Annotated in this window: 15 protein-coding genes and 3 tRNA genes; 3 read left to right on the plus strand and 15 right to left on the minus strand. The window is 60.2% G+C overall.

Features of this window, described 5'->3' with window-relative positions; all coding sequences use genetic code 11:
- Positions 1 to 19 precede the first annotated feature (19 nt).
- Positions 20 to 934: a DUF58 domain-containing protein gene (locus tag G3M56_RS07740; protein WP_343231069.1), complete on the minus strand. Its 915-nt coding sequence runs from the start codon at positions 932 to 934 to the stop codon at positions 20 to 22.
- Between the two features lie 24 nt (positions 935 to 958).
- Entirely contained in the window at positions 959 to 1,966 is a 1,008-nt protein-coding gene (locus tag G3M56_RS07745; protein ID WP_164362030.1) for an AAA family ATPase, read from the minus strand.
- A 198-nt stretch (positions 1,967 to 2,164) separates the two neighbouring features.
- Here G3M56_RS07745 and G3M56_RS07750 point away from each other — a divergent pair, with 198 nt between their 5' ends.
- The 3 genes from G3M56_RS07750 (at position 2,165) to G3M56_RS07760 (ending at position 2,740) form a co-directional block, all read left to right on the plus strand.
- Complete coding sequence (locus tag G3M56_RS07750) at positions 2,165 to 2,497, plus strand: hypothetical protein (protein WP_164361757.1); 333 nt, start codon at positions 2,165 to 2,167, stop codon at positions 2,495 to 2,497.
- A tRNA-Asn gene (locus G3M56_RS07755) sits at positions 2,488 to 2,562 on the plus strand. The genes G3M56_RS07750 and G3M56_RS07755 overlap by 10 nt, the downstream gene beginning before the upstream one ends.
- A 103-nt stretch (positions 2,563 to 2,665) precedes the next feature.
- Positions 2,666 to 2,740 (plus strand) — tRNA-Asn (locus tag G3M56_RS07760).
- A gap of 683 nt (positions 2,741 to 3,423) precedes the next feature.
- Here G3M56_RS07760 and thiS read toward each other — a convergent pair.
- The 13 genes from thiS to G3M56_RS07825 all read right to left on the minus strand — a co-directional run bounded on the left by thiS (position 3,424) and on the right by G3M56_RS07825 (position 16,616).
- Positions 3,424 to 3,630: a sulfur carrier protein ThiS gene (thiS, locus tag G3M56_RS07765; RefSeq protein ID WP_164361759.1), complete on the minus strand. Its 207-nt coding sequence runs from the start codon at positions 3,628 to 3,630 to the stop codon at positions 3,424 to 3,426.
- Positions 3,631 to 3,648: 18 nt separating this feature from the next.
- Complete coding sequence (gene thiH / locus G3M56_RS07770; RefSeq protein ID WP_164361761.1) at positions 3,649 to 4,815, minus strand: 2-iminoacetate synthase ThiH; 1,167 nt, start codon at positions 4,813 to 4,815, stop codon at positions 3,649 to 3,651.
- Positions 4,816 to 4,861: 46 nt separating this feature from the next.
- Positions 4,862 to 6,136 (minus strand): FtsW/RodA/SpoVE family cell cycle protein, encoded by a 1,275-nt coding sequence (locus tag G3M56_RS07775; protein ID WP_164361763.1) that lies wholly within the window; start codon positions 6,134 to 6,136, stop codon positions 4,862 to 4,864.
- Positions 6,137 to 6,164: 28 nt separating this feature from the next.
- Entirely contained in the window at positions 6,165 to 6,944 is a 780-nt protein-coding gene (locus tag G3M56_RS07780) for a thiazole synthase (RefSeq protein ID WP_164361765.1), read from the minus strand.
- A 45-nt stretch (positions 6,945 to 6,989) separates the two neighbouring features.
- Positions 6,990 to 7,850, minus strand: a complete 861-nt coding sequence (gene hemQ / locus G3M56_RS07785; protein ID WP_164361767.1) for a hydrogen peroxide-dependent heme synthase — start codon at positions 7,848 to 7,850, stop codon at positions 6,990 to 6,992.
- Positions 7,851 to 7,972: 122 nt separating this feature from the next.
- A complete protein-coding gene (locus G3M56_RS07790; protein ID WP_164361769.1) occupies positions 7,973 to 8,773 on the minus strand; it encodes a hypothetical protein in 801 nt (266 codons plus the stop codon).
- Positions 8,774 to 9,409: 636 nt separating this feature from the next.
- Positions 9,410 to 10,069, minus strand: coding sequence for an HAD family hydrolase (locus tag G3M56_RS07795; RefSeq protein ID WP_164361770.1), 660 nt, complete (start codon positions 10,067 to 10,069; stop codon positions 9,410 to 9,412).
- A 242-nt stretch (positions 10,070 to 10,311) separates the two neighbouring features.
- Positions 10,312 to 10,393: transfer RNA gene (locus G3M56_RS07800), tRNA-Leu, on the minus strand.
- A 103-nt stretch (positions 10,394 to 10,496) separates the two neighbouring features.
- Complete coding sequence (gene ftsY / locus G3M56_RS07805; RefSeq protein WP_164361772.1) at positions 10,497 to 11,345, minus strand: signal recognition particle-docking protein FtsY; 849 nt, start codon at positions 11,343 to 11,345, stop codon at positions 10,497 to 10,499.
- Positions 11,346 to 11,419: 74 nt separating this feature from the next.
- Positions 11,420 to 11,842 (minus strand): transcription antitermination factor NusB, encoded by a 423-nt coding sequence (gene nusB / locus G3M56_RS07810; protein ID WP_164361774.1) that lies wholly within the window; start codon positions 11,840 to 11,842, stop codon positions 11,420 to 11,422.
- 44 nt (positions 11,843 to 11,886) lie between these two features.
- Positions 11,887 to 12,384: a 6,7-dimethyl-8-ribityllumazine synthase gene (gene ribH / locus G3M56_RS07815; RefSeq protein WP_164361776.1), complete on the minus strand. Its 498-nt coding sequence runs from the start codon at positions 12,382 to 12,384 to the stop codon at positions 11,887 to 11,889.
- A gap of 144 nt (positions 12,385 to 12,528) precedes the next feature.
- A complete protein-coding gene (locus G3M56_RS07820) occupies positions 12,529 to 12,939 on the minus strand; it encodes an exosortase system-associated protein, TIGR04073 family (RefSeq protein ID WP_164361778.1) in 411 nt (136 codons plus the stop codon).
- A 227-nt stretch (positions 12,940 to 13,166) separates the two neighbouring features.
- Positions 13,167 to 16,616, minus strand: a complete 3,450-nt coding sequence (locus G3M56_RS07825) for a pyruvate carboxylase (protein ID WP_164361780.1) — start codon at positions 16,614 to 16,616, stop codon at positions 13,167 to 13,169.
- Between the last annotated feature and the right edge of the window lie 36 nt (positions 16,617 to 16,652).

The raw sequence follows: 16,652 nt of genomic DNA on the forward strand, positions 1-16,652 counted from the left end.
GGGAGGAGTCGGGCTCGGCTCAGCGCTTCTTCGGCAAGCGGGCGGTGAGGAACTTGGTCAATACTTCATCGTACGGGGTGTTGGTGACCACCCGTTGGTAATCCGCGTTACAGTCGTGGCAGTTCTTGCGCGTCTGCTCGAGGTATTGGTTGAGCGCTGCGTGGTAGCGGTCGGCGATGGAGTTGGGGTCGGCGATGATGGTTTCGTTGCCTTCCAAGTCGACGAAGCGTTGTGGGCGGTCGAACTCAAACCCGAGCTCGAGCGGATCGAGCAGGTGGAAGGTTGCGATGTCGTGCTTGTTGAAGTGCAAGTGCTGCAGCGCGTCCTTGAGCTCGTTGGGCGGGCAGAAGAAGTCGGAGATGATGATGATCAACGCGCGCTGACGCACTTTTTCCGCTACTTCGTGCAGCGTCTCGGCGAGGCTGGTCGTGCCACTTGGCTCGGAGTCTGCCAGCACGTCGAAGATGGCTTCGAGGTGCGACGGATTGCGCCGGGCCGGGAGCGACAGGTTGCCCGCTTCGTTACAACGGGTCATCCCGATCGCGTCGCCGCCTTGCAACGTCAGGTAGGCAATCGACGATGCCAGACGTTTGGCGTAGTCGAGCTTGGTCATGCCGTCGCCGCTGGAAAATGCCATCGAGCCACTGGTGTCGACCACCAGGTAGGCGCGTAGGTTGGTTTCCGCTTCGAATTCTTTGATGTAGAAGCGGTCGCTGCGCGCGTAGGCCCGCCAGTCGAGACGCCGGGTGTCGTCGCCGGGTACGTATTTGCGGTACTCGGCGAACTCCACACTCGATCCCCGGTGCGGGCTTTTGTGACGCCCGGCAACGGTACCCAACATAGGGCCGCGGGCGAAGAGCGGAAGCGCACCCAGTTTCCCGACCACTGATGGGTCGAAAAACGAGTGTTTCGATGAGGAGGATTCTGCCACGATTGCTCGGTGGGGTGGGGCGTTGGGTTATCGCTCGCGGGTCTCTTCGATCAATCGCTCGACCACCTTGAGGCTGGTCATGCCTTCGCTTTCGGCAGCGAAGTTGGTCAGCACGCGGTGAACGAGTACCGGCTTGGCGACTTCCTCCACGTCCTCCATGCGCACCATGTAGCTGCCCTTGAGGGCGGCGCGGGTCTTGGCGGCGATGATAATGTACTGGATCGCACGTGGACCGGCACCCCAGGCAACGAAGTTCTTGAGCCACTGCGGTGCGGAAGCTTCGTTCGGGCGGGTCTTGCGCACGAGACGCACGACAAATTCGTAAAGGTGGTCAGGAACTGGAACGCGGCGCACCAGCGATTGGAACTTCATCAGCTTTTCGCCGGTGAGGACGTGGCCGATTTCCGCCAATGCTGAGCCGGTGGTCTCACGGGCGATGCGTACTTCGTCCTCGTGGGTTGGATAGCCCACTTCGATCAAGAACATGAAGCGGTCGAGCTGGGCTTCCGGCAGTGGATAGGTTCCTTCTTGTTCCACCGGGTTCTGGGTCGCCAACACGAAGAACGGCTGGTCGAGCTGGAATGTCTTGCCCACCACGGTGACGCGGCGCTCCTGCATCGCTTCGAGCAATGCGGCCTGGGTCTTGGCCGGGGCACGGTTGATTTCGTCGGCGAGCACGATGTTGGCGAAGATCGGTCCTTTGATGAACTCGAACTCACGCTTTCCGCCGCTGCCGCTGTCCTGAAGAATATCGGTGCCGGTAATGTCCATCGGCATCAGGTCCGGAGTGAACTGAATGCGGCTGAACGAGAGCGACATTGTTTCCGCCAGCGTGCTCACCAGGAGCGTTTTTGCCAGGCCTGGTACACCCATCAGCAACGAGTGGCCGCGGGAGAAAATCGAAATCGCCAGCAGTTCGACCACATCTTCCTGGCCGATGATGACTTTGCCGATCTGAGTTTTGAGGTCCCGGTAAATCGCCTGCAGGTCATCAATGGCGGCGACATCGTCGTCTTGGAGTGAGGCGTCTGTGATAGCGGTTGCCGCAAGCGAGGATGCGGTTTCTGGCGATGCTGGGGATTGAACGGATTCTTCGGACACAAGCAGGTGAGTGAAAGTGAATGACTGGGGTGAGTGAACAGGAACGTCGCCGACCACGGCGACAGGATAAAAAATTTGGAATAATTTCACCGGGCGGGCGGTAATGCGATTCCATGGTCGCCCGCGCGAGTGGTGAACTTCGCATTTCCATCATATCCGGAACAATCAAACAAGCGTCAGTTGTCCGAATCTTGTGCCTTTTCTTTATGGCGTGCTGAGGAGACCTTCCGCTGTGACAACCCAAGGTGCGGCTGGACCATCGGTGAGGATGATTTTTTATCTGATTTTGATCTGTTCGGAGCGCTTGAGGTTCAGTGGATTGACGCGGCTGATGTCGTTCCAGGGAGCCGGATTTTTCCGAATTCTGGTGAATTTCTTCTTGAAAAGGGTGCGAATCTCGACATCTTCCAAGTCCCGGCAGCGAACGCGAGTTCGATGTTGGGAATATCCAAGGTTCCTGAGTAGCTCAGCGGTAGAGCGGGTGGCTGTTAACCACTAGGTCGTAGGTTCGAACCCTACCTCAGGAGCCATTTTTTATGCCCCTTGTACGATCGGCTGAAAGTTGGCTTCAACACTTGGTTTTCATCATATTTGCCCGGCTGGTTTCAGTCGCGATGCAAACATTTTCAATGTTCCTGAGTAGCTCAGCGGTAGAGCGGGTGGCTGTTAACCACTAGGTCGTAGGTTCGAACCCTACCTCAGGAGCCATTTTTATGCCCTGAATTCGCGATGTGGTGCGCGGGAGATACTCACGCAGAGACGCTAAGACGCAGAGGCTCATCATGCGTAGTCGGGGGGCGAGTTCATCATCTCTCGTGGAGGCTTTTGGGGGGATCCGCAGATTGCGCAGATTTGAATTTTGGTGTTTTGGGTGAGGTACTGCACCACGTGGTCTGAAGCTCTCTACGTGACGGGGCGCGATTGGAACGCCGATCTCCAGGTCGGCAAGCCGAACGATCCGGCGTAGCCGTTGACTTTATTTCCGATTTTCCATTTCTGATCTCTACTTTCCCCGTGCCTCACGCAAAGACCCGGCGATCCCGAAGGAAGAGATGGCGGTGGTTGAGGCTTTAGCCCTTTTCGTGGCTTCTCGTGGTCTCTGTGGCGATCACTGCCGGCTCCGCCTGGAATCGAAAGCAGTGATACTCACTGCACTCCCAAACGGGCTGCGTCCGCACGCGCCTGCGCAGAATCATGTTCCTCATGGAAATCCTGTCTAAAAAGAGAGTGTGCGGCTGCGCCGGTTCATTAGGTCAACCTCAAGAGTGAGGTTGCTCCATCGATACTCGTTTTCGTGGCTTTTCGTAGCCTTCTGCGGCCATCTCAGTAGGCTCCGATTCTGTCTATAACACGATAGATCAGGCGGCTGATTTTGAGTGATCAGCCGTCTTTTACCCGCCTGCGGCGACTTGGATGAGTTCCAGTCGGTCGCTGGTGGTGAGGTTGGTCGTGGGGAACTCGCGCGGGAACAGGGCGGTGCCGTTGTGCTCGACGAGTACCGGTTTGCCCTCGAGGCCGAGGTGCTTGAGCAGGTCGGTGACGGTGGCTGGTGCGTTGTCGCCGAAAGTGGTGTCGTTGCCGTTGATGGTGAGCGTCATGGTAGGCGGCAATTGGGGTTAGACGTTGACGAGGTGGGCTGGGTTCTCGTTGAGGATGGCCTCGTCCCAGTCTTTCCAGACAGGCTCGTAGCCGGCGTCGCGCACGGCTGCGGCGACTTCCTCGGCGCTGCGTTCGTCGGCAATGCCGAACTGCTCGGTCGCGCGCGAGCACTCCGACTTCTGCTTCGCTTCGAGTTCCACCCGTCGTCCTTTGACGGTGAGGTGCAGGTCATCGGCAGCCTGGCCGGTGTACCCGCCCGGATCGGTGCAAACCCCAGCCGACATCGAAGTCACGCCTAGTGGGATCATTGCGTCGCGCAGGGCGGCGGGCTCACGGGTGGAGAGCACGATGCCGACTTCCGGGAAGCAGAGGCGGAACGCACACACCAGCTGGACCAGCGCACGGTCGTCCAACGTGAAGTCTGGATTTGGCTGGAAGCTGTCCTCTCCGGCGTGTGGGCGCAGGCGAGGGAACGAGATGGTGAAGTTTGCCTTCCAGCATTTGCGGGAGAGGTAGTCGAGGTGCATCGCCAGGCGGATGGCTTCCTCGCGCCATTCCGAGAGCCCGAACAAAGCCCCCACGCCAATGCGGCGGAAGCCACCGGCGTATGCACGTTCCGGGCAGTCCAGGCGCCAGTCGAAGTTCTTCTTCGGTCCGGCCGTGTGGAGATACTCGTAGGTTTCCCGGTTATAGGTTTCCTGGTAGACGACCAGTCCCTCGCCGCCGGCTTCGACGATCTGGGAATACTGATGGTCTGCCATTGGCCCGACTTCGATGGCGACGGTTGGGATAAACCCACGGATCGCACGGATGCATTCCTGCAGGTAGCCTTCGTCGACGAATTTAGGGTGCTCGCCAGCGACGAGTAGCACGCTGCGGAACCCACGGGCCGCCAAATGCTTGGCCTCGCGCACGACGTGGTCGATGCCGAGTGTCACGCGCAGGATTGGATTGTCGCGCGAGAAGCCACAGTAGCGGCAGTTGTTGATGCACTCGTTGGAAACGTAGAGCGGCGCGAAAAGTCGGATTGCCTTGCCGAAGTGGCGCTGGGTCAGGCGCATCGATTCGCCGGCCATTTGCTCGAGCCCGGCGGCATCGACCGGGGCGACGAGCGAGGCGAACTTACGGACTCGCGGTTGGTTGCGCAGGGCGGCTTCGTTGCGGAATGCTTCAGAGAAAGACATCGTGGGTTTGAGGAATCGTGCGGGGGGAGGGGACGGGCGCCGGATCTTAGAGCTCCGGGTGGAGGCGCGATCGGGTTTTGCGGATCAATCGTTCACGCTCGGCTGCTTCCTTGTCGTCGGGTTCGATATCGCGGTGAACCCAGACGCTTTGGACGAGTCCGAGCAGGCCGAAGAGAGTTAGCAGGAACGTGCCCCCATGACTGATGAATGGCAAGGGGATACCGGTGATTGGCATGATGAGCAAAGTCATGCCGATATTCTGGAAAACGTGGGCGAATAGCAGCAGCGCTACCGCCGCACAGAGAATGCGGCCAATCGCATCCCTGCTCCAGAACGCGGTCACTAGAATCTGCAAAAGCAGCAAGGCGAATGCGAGGATGAGCAAGGTCGAGCCGACAAAACCATAGCGCTCGGCGATCACCGCGAAGATGAAGTCGGAGTGGGCGGCATTGAGCGAGATGAGTCCTTGTTCGTGGACGGAGGTGAGGCGTTCGTCGATACGCGATTCGCGCAATGCGGGGTCGAGCACCTGTTCGGCTTCGGTGGCTTTGGTGGCGTTGTTTTCAAAGCCGGACCAGCCGCCGGATCCCACGGCCATCGAGATGTTGTGGGCCGAGTAGCCTTCGTTGCGGATGTCGACCGGTTTATCCTGAGCCATCGCCAGGAAGACCTCGATCCGCGAGCGACGGGCGTCGTTGAGCGCGAAGAAGTAGAATGGCGGGATCGCGATCAGAGCGAGCAATGCCACCATGACGAGATGGCGGAACGGAATCCGCGCAACGATGCCAATGGCCGCCGCCACCGGGATCCAGACCAACGCCGAGCCGACGTCGCCCTGCAACAGAACGAGCAGGAACGGGATGCCGGTGAGCACCCCGAGCAGGGTCAAATTGAGGAAATGGTTCTTGAAGAACGGATGGAGCTTGCGCAGCTCGGAGAATGTTACCGAGGCTGCCACCACGCAGCCCGCGATGGCGAGCTGCGACGGCTGGAACTTGAAGCCGCCAATTGCCAGCCAGCCTTTTGTATTGTTGATCTCCTGACCAAAAAGCAAAGCCGCAACCAACAGCCCCACCGATACTAGATAGGCCGGCGCGGCCACCCAGCGCAGCCAACGGTAGTCGACCATGCTGACGCCGAGGTAGACTGCGATGCCGACCAGCCCGTAGTGCATCTGCGAGCGCCACGTGTTTTGGATCGCCTCCGATGGGTTGCTCTCCACCGCAATGCGGATGGCATGCAGGCCGAACACCCACAGACCGATGATCGTAGCGAGCATCAGCCAGTTGGTGGTCAGCAGCTTTTTGAAAAATGGAGTCATGCGTGGGCCCGGCGGGGGAGTGGGCTCATTATGAGTTCAAGAACGCAGTGAGCGGACTGGTCGCGCTCGCTTCGGTGAGCTGGCTGCCTTGGCCGGCCTCGAAGGCGGTGCGTCCCGCCTCCACGCCGAGGCGGAAGGCATTGGCCATGGCGACCGGGTTGTCCGCCACGGCGATGGCTGTGTTGACGAGCACGGCGTCGGCGCCCATTTCCATCGCTTCGGCGGCGTGGCTTGGTACACCGATCCCGGCGTCGACGACGACCGGCACGTTGGCTTGTTCGATGATGATCTCGATCTGGCGGCGGGTTTCGATTCCGCGGTTGGTTCCAATCGGCGCACCGAGAGGCATCACGGTCGCGCAGCCGGCTTCTTCCAAATGCTTTGCCAGCACCGGGTCGGCGTTGATGTATGGCAACACGGTGAACCCTTCGTCCACGAGCGTGCGCGCTGCTTTGAGCGTCTCGATCGGGTCGGGGAGCAAATAGCGAGGGTCCGGGTGGATCTCGAGTTTCACCCACTTCGGCATTCCGGCAGTGGCGGCGAGGCGCGCCAGACGCACGGCTTCCTCAGCGTTCATGGCGCCGCTTGTGTTCGGCAGCAGCAGGTAGCGCTCGGGGTCGATGAAGTCGAGGATGTTGGCAAATGGGTCGTTGCCGCCGGTGAGGTCGGCGCGGCGCAGGGCCACCGTGACAATTTCCGTGCCCGAGGCATCGAGCGCGTCGCGCATCGACTCATTGGACGGAAACTTGCCCGTGCCCAACATCAGGCGGGACGAGAACGTGCGGTCGGCAATGGTCAGTGGGGTCATGACAAGTGATCGGATCGGAGGTGAAACGATTGAGTCGAACCAGAATTAGGCGCGCAAGCCAACCCGGGTGAACAATTGATCCAACGGCAGCTGGAGGCCGATGAAGAACTCGCCGAACTCACCGTAGCGGGCGCTCACTTCGTCGAAACGCATCTCGTAGACGATCGATTTGATGTCGATCATGTCGTGCGCCAGGAGGGTGACACCCCATTCGTGGTCGTCGAGTCCGGTGGACCCGGTGATCAACTGAAGGATGCGCCCCTTGTAGCTCATGCCGGTGCGCTGGTGGCCACCCATGAGCTTCTTGCGCGCGGCAAAGTCGAGCGAGTACCAGTTGTCCTCGCCGCTGCGGCGCTTGCTCATTGGGTAGAAGCACATGATCGGCCAGTCCGGCAGCACAGGGTAGAGGCGGTGCTGGAGGTAGTGGGCCATGCGCGTTTTAAATGTCTCCATCTCGGTGGCGAACTCGTCCGACTCCGGATCCAGTCCGCGCTCGTTCTTCAACGTCTCGGCGTACTGCTCGTCGGTGGTCGTGTACTCGCTGCCCTCGGTCATCGAGAGGTAGCTGTAGACCGGCTGGAGCACGTCGGCGCCCAGTGCCGTGCCGATGCGCTTTTCGATCGCGTTGAGCTGGTGAAGCCCTGGGCAAAGAATCATCAAGCCGATGTCTGCCTTCGGCGAAACCATGCTGAAGGTGAGCACGTGAGTGTCCTTCTCGGAGCGGATCTCCTGAATGAGCTCGGTGAAGTCAGTCAGTGCTTCGATCTTCTCTTCAGGGCTGAAAAGCGACCACTGCGAGTGCTCGATACGGTAGAAAACGTGGAGCACGCACCATCCCTCGCGTGGGATCAGGTCGGCGTTGCCAATCGGGGCCGGTGTGTCGTTGGATGCTGATGGTCTGGACATGGCGGTAATTCGAAAATGGATGGGAATTCGGGCCGCCAGCGGTCGGCGGCGGACTCAATGGCGGCACTATGCCAGATGTCGTGCTTTTTGCCACCGCGATCATTGCCCCGATTTGGCAAAGATCACTTGGTAGCCGCAGGTTGGATGTCCCAAGGGATGCGCAGATGCGTCATCTCGGTGAACTCATCAATCCCCGCACGGGTGGACGGACCGCTCATCACGCGCACCGACCAGAACTCATCGCCGCGCACCTGGACGTCTTTAATCACCAGCATGCTGTCGATTCCAGCGGTAGAGCGAGTGGTGAGCTGTGCGTTACCGGTCTCGGTAAACGCGCCGTCGCGGACCACGAGGTTCAGTGTGTCCCCCTTTTGGCGGCCATTCACATCGTAGAAAAAGACACGCAGCACACCGGACGAGCCCGGTGCGACTTCCAGCTGAAGGCTCGGCTCCCAGTTGGGCTTCCCGTTCTCATCGAGTGTCGCCCAGTCGGCGCTCGCGGCGGTGAGAGTGAGTTGGCCGTGTTGGAGTGGCAATTCCGGCTCATCGATAATGCGGGGCTCGGCAGTGCCCGGAGCAAACCATCCCGGCGCTAACATCCCACCACAAAGCACGATCACGGCAACAATTACGATCGCCGTCAGCTTTTCGCGTAGCGACCACGGGGTGCGCGGGGCGGCAACTTCGTCGTCGGCTTCCTCGGCATCATTCACGTCCGGCGCTGCATGCGCGCTGGCGGTGGTCGACTGCGGAGTCAGTGGAGCCTTGCTGCGCTCCGGTTCAATTGGCGCGTACTGCGTCGACGAACGGGGCGCGTCGATCGGACGGGCCGGGATGCCCGGCGTTTGCGGACGATCGATCCCGCGCGGTTGCGGTTTGATCGTGTCGCGTGACGGAGACTCGGAGTCGCTGGATTGGGTCATGGCAGATGGCAAGGCAGTAAGCGCCCGCAGCATCACCAATGCCCGCCCCCATTGGCAACGGAAAATCCCAGGAACTTCAGAGCCCTGAAAAGGGCAGGGGGCTGGTGCTGTTTTTTTGGACAGGATTTACATGAACGACATGATTCAGCCCAAGCGTCTGCGGCTCTGCCCGTGTGGGAGTGCAGTGAGCATCACTGCTTTCGATTCCAGGCGTAGCCGGGAGCGATGGCCACCAAAAACCACAAAAAGCCACGAAAACGAGCGATGATGGACCAACCTCACTCTTGAGGTTGACCTAATGAACCGGCGCAGCCGCGCGCTCTCTTTTTTGACTGGATCGGAGCCTGCGGAGATGGCAGCCGGCAATTTACGGGAAGGCCGGAGTCCTGCGCGAATGCTGGTTTTGGACAGGATTTATATGAACGGCATGATTTAGCGCAATCGTCAGCGGTGCTCTCTCAGCAAAACCACCATAATTCCAATCTGAGTAATCGGCGCAACCTGCGGATCGCCCAAAGCCTCTACGTGAGACTCCGAACCACGGGGTGTTCGCGGCTTCCTGTCCCTCCTTTGGACCGTCGGGGCTTTGCGTGAGGCTAAAATTCTCTGCGCCTTGGCGTCTCCGCGTGAGTACCCTCACCCCACCAACCAATCCGCCACCTCTTGCACGTTCTTGAACTCAGGGATCCAGGCAAGTTCCTCCGGCAGGTCGCTGGTGAACTCACAGCGCAGCCGCACCGGGTGGGCGCCCGATTCAATCGCCGCATACTGATTGTAGATCCGGTCATCGACCAAGATCGTTTCCTCCGGCTTCAGCCCATACTTCTGATAACACTCGCGCAGACGGTCGATCTTCGCGGTGTCGTGCATGAACTCGCCATGCTGGACACATTCGATTGTCAGAAAGTCCGTCACCGGTGCCAGGATGTCGTTCAAATACGCCGTCTTGGCTTCCACATCAAAGGTTGCCGACATCGTAAACTGTCGGTAACCCAATGCATTCAGCCGCTTCAGCGTCTCGATCACGCCCGGGTAGAGCGGGCGGTTGCGGAAGAACGACTGGTCGGCACAGAAGTCGTGGTCCATTTCCTTGCCCAGCTCCGGGTGGGTCTTCAACTCCAGCGCCCCATACTCTGGCACAATAGGCAACACCTCAGGCAATTGCTCCCACTTCATGTCCGCATACCGTTCCCGATAGTTCGGATGCCCCGTCAGAAAGTGAAAGTACGCGTAGTTAAGATCTGCCAAGACGCCATCGACGTCCCAGAAGATGTTTTTGATTTGAGATGGGTTCATGGGTTCGGGGCCAACCTAGATGAGCTTTTCGACAATGTCGACGAGAGTTGGGCTCCGAGGCTCAGCATGTAGCCCGGATGTCCTGCCAAGGTGGTGGTTTTTGCGCGGTGTTCACCTGATTCAACTCTGCGGAATCGGCGCAATCTGCGGATCCTGAAAAGCGAACGTGAGTGGTCGCCGATAGGGACTTGTCCGCAGGGGGGGGGCACGGTGTGGGGCGGACGGGCCCTAGAAAGAGCAAGTGGCGCTGGCGGGACTTGAACCCGCAAGACCGAGGCCGAGCGATTTTAAGTCGCTTGTGTTTACCAATTTCACCACAGCGCCGTGGATGACTTGCGCCCGCATTAAAGCGTGGATTGCGGCGAGTGCAAGGCTTTCGTTTGCCAGATTGAGTTGGCGGGCGGCGGGGCGGGGTTCCCGCCTTTTGCTACATGAGTTCTTCGACGTATTGGCTGGCGTCGAATGGGGCGAAGTCTTTGGCTTGTTCGCCGGTGCCGATGAAACGGGTCGGGATGTCGAGCTCGTTTTGGATGGCGACGACGCAGCCGCCTTTGCCGGATCCGTCGAGCTTGGTGACGATGAGTCCGGTGAGTTCGGTGGCTTTGTGGAACTCCTTGGCCTGCTGGACGGCGTTGCCGCCAGTGGTGGCATCGACGACGAGGATCACCTCGTGAGGGGATGTGTTGTCGGTTTTGCCGAGGGTGCGGCGGATCTTCGAGAGTTCCGCCATGAGGTTGTTGCGGTTGTGGAGTCGGCCTGCGGTGTCGCAGATGAGGTAGTCGGCGCCGCGGGCTTTGGCGGACTGGTAGGCGTCGAAGCAGACTGACGATGGGTCTGCGTTTGGTGCGCCTTTGACCATTGGTAGGTTGAGGCGTTGGGCCCAGGTCTCGAGTTGTTCGACGGCGGCGGCGCGGAAGGTATCGGCTGCGGCGAGGACGACGCTGTGGCCTTTGCTCTGGAGGTAGTGGCCGAGCTTGGCGCACGATGTGGTTTTGCCAGTGCCGTTGACGCCGACGACGAGGATCACGCGCGGTCCGTCAGAGGTGGGGAGGGGAAGAGGCTTGGTGGAATCCGGCAGGCGCTCCATGACGACCTTGCGGCATTCCGCGATGACGTCATCTGCATCGATCTTGCGGCCTTTGTCGCGCAGGTCGTCTACGATCTCCATCGCCAGGCGAATGCCGATGTCGCTGGTGACGAGGAGTTCTTCGAGTTCATCCCAATCGACTTTTGGGCTGCGTTTGAAGGTGTTGACGATGCGGGAAAAGAGACCCATGGGAGATTTGAGATCGGGGATCCGAAATTGGAGATTTGAAACTGGAGAGGCAGTGAGGACGCTCGGGTGAGGGGTTAGGCGTCGGCTTCGGTGGATGGGATGTGTTTGCGGATGGCGTCGAGGACGCCATTGACGAAGCGGCTTGAGTCGTCGCTGGAGAATCGCTTGGCCATTTCGATGGCTTCGTTGATGACGACGGGCTGTGGGACGTCCGGGAGCTTGAGCAGCTCGAAGGTGGCGATGCGCAGGATGTTCTTATCGACCGAGGTGATGCGGGTGAGGTCGTAGCCAGGGGTGGCTTCGTCGATCAACTTGTCGATCTGCTCCAGGTTGGCGGATGCGCCGAGGATGAGTTCTTCAGCGAATGCGCGGACGGTTGGTTTGGCGCGGCGCAGTTCCCAGAATTGGTTGCGCTGTGCTTCGTCCTCAACGGTGTTGAGTTCGTTTGAGAAGAGGTACTGGAGTGCGGCTTCGCGGCCTTCGCGTCGTTTGCCCATAATGTGAGTGGTGGTTGGTGAGACGGGGGTCTGCGCGGGTTGAGTTAGAGGCTCGCGCTTGGAGCGCTCTTGGTGATTTTGGCCATGGTCTCGATGGTTTGGAGAGCGGCACGTGCGGCTTCGCGGCCGCGGTTGAGTTTATCGCCCATGGTACGCTCGGCGGCTTGCTCTTCGTTGTTAACGAGGAGCACTTCGTGGATGACGGGCACGAGGTGGGTGTTGGCGGTGGTTTGGAGGGCGTTGGTGACGCTCTCGGCGATGAGGTCGCCGTGCTGGGTGCTGCCGCGCAGGATCACGCCGAGGGCGATGACGGCATCGACCTGGCTGTGGCGCGCGACGGCTTCGACGGCGACTGGGATTTCAAATGCGCCCGGGACGTGGTGGAGGTCGATGGTGACGTCACCTCCTTCTTCGGTGAGGACTTTGCAACAGGTCTCGACCAGAGCATCGGTGAACGCAGAGTTGAAGCGAGACGCGACCACGGCGATGCGGCGGCGCTTGCTGATGGTGCGTGGACGGATGGGGAGCTGGAAGTCGGACATGGTAGTGTGGAATGTGCTGCATGCAGCGGAGGTTGCAAGAGCGAAGTCGAGGTGCGCGCGGATCCAAGGTGGGCGGCGTGTGGGGGCGAGGGGACAAAAAAACCGCGTCCCGGATGTGGGACGCGGTTTGTTTGGGAAGTCAGTCTAGCGGGCGCGGTTGTATGGGGAGCCCTGCTGGAAGCCGAGTTCTGGTGGGAACTCTTCGAGGCCTGTGTTGAAGTAAATCTCCTTGCGCTTGTATGGCTGGCGCCATCCGCACTTGTAGGTTGGCCAGGCGAAGGTCACGACTTCGAATGCGCCCCATCCGACACGCTTGACGGTGCGGACGATGCCATCTCCGAGGCCGGCGCTCCAGGCGGCTTTGGTGCCTTCGAGGCGCTGGGTGGTGTAGATGGCGGTTGGGAGTTCGGTGATGCCGTAGGCGATGTTACCGAGGGCACGGGAAAGCTTGCGGGTAGGTCCGTACTTGGCGAGCTGTGGGTCTTGGATGTCCGCGTTGGCAGCAAGCGGCGCGGCGAGACCGAAAACGATGGAGGCAATTAGAAGTTTCTTCATAGGACTGAGCTGGAGATTAGGCAGTTGCCAAATACTTTAGCAACCGAAAATTTTTCACCTTGCGGGATAATTGACAAACGAGCCGGATTTCCAAGAAAAATCGCACAGGAAATTCTGCGGGGCCGTGATGGCGCGTCTGGCTCTGGATAGAATTACGTTTGGCGTGCGGGGTGGGAATGCGGAAACGCACCCCGGTTTGGTGGCCGGAGTGCGTTTCTGGGGATGGATTATTCTGCAGGCTCGAGGGTGACGATGAGGTCTTTGGTTTCGACGTCTTCGCCGACGCCGATGTGGATGTCCTTGATCGTACCGGCGTGTGGAGCTGGCACGGTGGTGAACATCTTCATCGCTTCGAGCGTGAGCAGGGCGTCGCCTTCCTCGACTTTGTCGCCAACGCTGACGGCGATCGAGGCAACCAAGCCTGGCATTGGGGCGCCGACCTGGGCTTCATTGCCGGGCTCTGCCTTCGCGCGAGCCGGCGTGTCGCTGGCGATTGCTTTGTCGGCGATCTCGACGCTGCGTTCCAGGCCGTTGAGCTCAAAGCTGACGGTGCGGATGCCGTGTTCGTCTGGTTCGCGGACGTGGGTGAGGCGGGTGATCAGGGTCTTGCCTTGTTCGATCTCGATCGAGACTTCCTCGTCTGGCAGCAGGCCATAGAAATAGGCGGAGGTAGGAAGCACCGAGACGTCCGAGTATTTCTGGCGGTGTTGGTCGAAGGTGACGAACACATCAGGGTACATGAGGTAGGACCAGACGTCGTCGTCATTGGCCGGGCGCTCGATTCGCTTTTCCAGTTCCTTGCGGGACTTCTCGAAGTCGACAGCGGCAGCGTACTCGCCCGGGCGCTTGGTGCGGATTTCCACGCGGTCGCCGCAGATGTGCTCGACGAGCTTTTGAGGGAACCCACCCGGAGGTTGGCCGAGTCCGCCCGAGAGCATGTCGATGACGCTTTCAGGCCATGGTGTGTTGCTCGGGAGGTCGTATACTTCCGACGCCTTGATGCCCTTGGTGACGAGGAACATGGTCATGTCACCGACCACCTTCGACGATGGGGTGACCTTGACGATGTCGCCGAAGAGGTCATTGACGTCAGCGTAGGTTCGGGCGATTTCCGGCCAGCGGCGGCCGAGGCCCATGGCTTCGGCTTGTTCTTTGAGGTTGGTGAACTGACCACCAGGCATCTCGTGGAGGTAGACTTCCGCGGTGCCGTGAGGTGGTGCGGTGTCGAATGGTTTGTAGACCGGGCGGACGCGCTCCCAGTAATCCGAGTAGCGGTTGAGGGCGTCGAGATCGAGTTCGGTGTCGCGTTCCGTGTGTTGGAGGGCGGCGACGATCGAGTTGAGGTTGGGTTGGGACGTGCCGCCGGACATCGAGGCGATGGCGGCGTCCACGATATCGACACCGGCGTGGGCGCCATTGAGCACCGAGGCGGCGCTGATGCCGGAGGTGTCGTGGGTGTGGAAGTGAATTGGGAGTCCGACTTCATCGCGCAGGGCGGAGACGAGTTTCGAAGCGGCGGCTGGGCGGCAGAGGCCTGCCATGTCCTTGATGCAGAGCATGTGTGCGCCCATTTGCTCCAGTTCCTTGGCGAGGTTGACGTAGTATTTGAGAGAATACTTGTCGCGCTTCTCGTCGAGGATGTCGCCTGTGTAACAGATGGTGCCCTCGCAGATCGCGTGGGTGTCCTGGACGGCTTCCATGGCAGCCTTGAGGTTAGGCAGGTAGTTAAGGCTGTCGAAGATGCGGAAGATATCCATGCCATTGGTGGCGGCATGTTTGATGAATCCGGCGACAACGTTGTCCGGGTAGTTGGTATAGCCGACGGCGTTCGACCCGCGGAAGAGCATCTGGAAGCAGATGTTCGGGATGGCTTCGCGCAGTTGGGTCAGGCGCTGCCATGGGTCTTCGCGCAGGAAGCGCATAGCGGTGTCGAAGGTGGCGCCGCCCCACATCTCCATCGAGAAGAGGTTCGGGGTCATGGCTGCGACAGCCGGGGCCACGCGGAGCATGTCGTAGGTACGCATGCGGGTGGCGAAGAGCGACTGGTGGGCATCGCGGAATGTGGTGTCGGTGAGCAGCAGGCGCTTTTCATTGCGCACCCACTCCGAGAACTTGGTGGCACCGAGTTCCAGCAGGAGGTCGCGTGAACCTTTTTGAATTTCCGTGCCGCGCGGAGCTTTCGGTACACGCGGGGTTGGGAACGGGCCGCTAGGTTTGAAGCCCTTGGCGTATGGGTTCTCGTTGACCGAGACGTCGCCGAGGTAGCGCAGGAGTTTGGTAGCGCGGTCGCGGCGTGGTTTGAAATGGAAGAGCTCCGGTGTGGTGTCGATCATCCGCGTGGTGGCATTGCCGGCGCGGAACTCGGGGTGGTTGATGACGTTTTCGAGGAACGGAATGTTGGTTTTGACACCGCGGATACGGAATTCGCGCAAGGCGCGGTCGATGCGGGCGCAGGCCTGTTCGAAGTTGCGGGCGCTGGCGGTGAGTTTGACCAGCAGCGAGTCGTAGTATGGTGTGATGACGGCGCCGGCGGCGGCCATGGCGGCGTCGAGGCGGATGCCGAGGCCTGCGCAAGAGCGGTAGGTGGCGATGCGGCCGGTATCTGGTGCGAAGTTCTGGCTCGGATCCTCTGTAGTGATGCGGCACTGGATGGCGACGCCGAAGCGCGGGATGTCCTCTTGTGCCGGAAGGTCGATCACTTCGCCGTGGAGCTCGTGGCCGGCGGCGACGAGGATCTGTGAGCGGACCAAGTCGATGTTGGTGATGACTTCGGTCACGGTGTGCTCGACCTGAATGCGAGGGTTCATTTCAATGAAGAACCACTCATCGCGGTCGGCATCGACGAGGAACTCGACGGTGCCGGCGTTGTTGTAGCCGATTTCCTTGGCAAGGCGAACTGCGGCGTTGCAGAGATCGTGGCGGAGTTGGTCCGGGAGGCCGATGGACGGCGCGATCTCAACGACCTTCTGGTGACGGCGCTGGACCGAGCAGTCACGCTCGTGAAGGTGGAGCACATTGCCGTGGCGGTCGCCGAGGATCTGGACTTCGATGTGCTTGGCGCGGCCGATGAAGCGCTCGAGGAAGACTGCGGGGTTGCCGAATGCGGAGGCTGCTTCTGCCTGCGCTTCGTCGAGTTTGGCTGCGAGTTCTCCCTCTTCATTGACCACGCGCATGCCGCGGCCGCCGCCACCGAAGGCTGCTTTGATGATCAGTGGGAAGCCGATCTCGCGTGCGGTTTTGAGGGCTTCGGCGCGGTCGTCGATTGGATCGTTGGTGCCGGGCAGGGTGGGGACATTGACTTTTTGAGCCAAGGCGCGGGCCGCCATTTTATCACCCATGTTGTCGAGCAACTCCGGATCTGGCCCGATGAATGTGATGCCGGCGTCGCGGCAGGCGCGGGCGAAGTCCGGGTTCTCAGAGAGGAAGCCGTAGCCGGGGTGGATGGCATCGACGCCTTTTTCCACCGCGAGGTCGACGATGCCTTGGTAGTCGAGGTAGGCACCCACCGGCCCCTTGTCCTGATCGAGCATGTAGGCCTCGTCGGCTTTGAAGCGGTGGACCGAGAATCGGTCTTCGTGGGCGTAGATGGCGACGGTTTGAATGCCTAGTTCGTTAGCGGCGCGGAGGATGCGGATGGCAATTTCCGAGCGGTTGGCGACGAGCAGTTTTTTAAACATGGGGAGGGGGTATTGGTGGGTTTTCTATGTTCCTGC

The organism is Sulfuriroseicoccus oceanibius, assembly GCF_010681825.2.
Classification (GTDB): domain Bacteria; phylum Verrucomicrobiota; class Verrucomicrobiia; order Verrucomicrobiales; family SLCJ01; genus Sulfuriroseicoccus; species Sulfuriroseicoccus oceanibius.

Coding starts and splice junctions, on each gene's coding strand:
- ftsY (WP_164361772.1), bottom strand. CDS start 11,345: ATGGGTCTCTTTTCCCGCATCGTCAACACCTTCAAACGCAGCCCAAAA.
- thiS (WP_164361759.1), bottom strand. CDS start 3,630: ATGACGCTCACCATCAACGGCAACGACACCACTTTCGGCGACAACGCA.
- G3M56_RS07775 (WP_164361763.1), bottom strand. CDS start 6,136: ATGACTCCATTTTTCAAAAAGCTGCTGACCACCAACTGGCTGATGCTC.
- ribH (WP_164361776.1), bottom strand. CDS start 12,384: ATGTCCGACTTCCAGCTCCCCATCCGTCCACGCACCATCAGCAAGCGC.
- hemQ (WP_164361767.1), bottom strand. CDS start 7,850: ATGTCCAGACCATCAGCATCCAACGACACACCGGCCCCGATTGGCAAC.
- G3M56_RS07820 (WP_164361778.1), bottom strand. CDS start 12,939: ATGAAGAAACTTCTAATTGCCTCCATCGTTTTCGGTCTCGCCGCGCCG.
- G3M56_RS07790 (WP_164361769.1), bottom strand. CDS start 8,773: ATGACCCAATCCAGCGACTCCGAGTCTCCGTCACGCGACACGATCAAA.
- nusB (WP_164361774.1), bottom strand. CDS start 11,842: ATGGGCAAACGACGCGAAGGCCGCGAAGCCGCACTCCAGTACCTCTTC.
- thiH (WP_164361761.1), bottom strand. CDS start 4,815: ATGTCTTTCTCTGAAGCATTCCGCAACGAAGCCGCCCTGCGCAACCAA.
- G3M56_RS07780 (WP_164361765.1), bottom strand. CDS start 6,944: ATGACCCCACTGACCATTGCCGACCGCACGTTCTCGTCCCGCCTGATG.
- G3M56_RS07795 (WP_164361770.1), bottom strand. CDS start 10,069: ATGAACCCATCTCAAATCAAAAACATCTTCTGGGACGTCGATGGCGTC.
- G3M56_RS07825 (WP_164361780.1), bottom strand. CDS start 16,616: ATGTTTAAAAAACTGCTCGTCGCCAACCGCTCGGAAATTGCCATCCGC.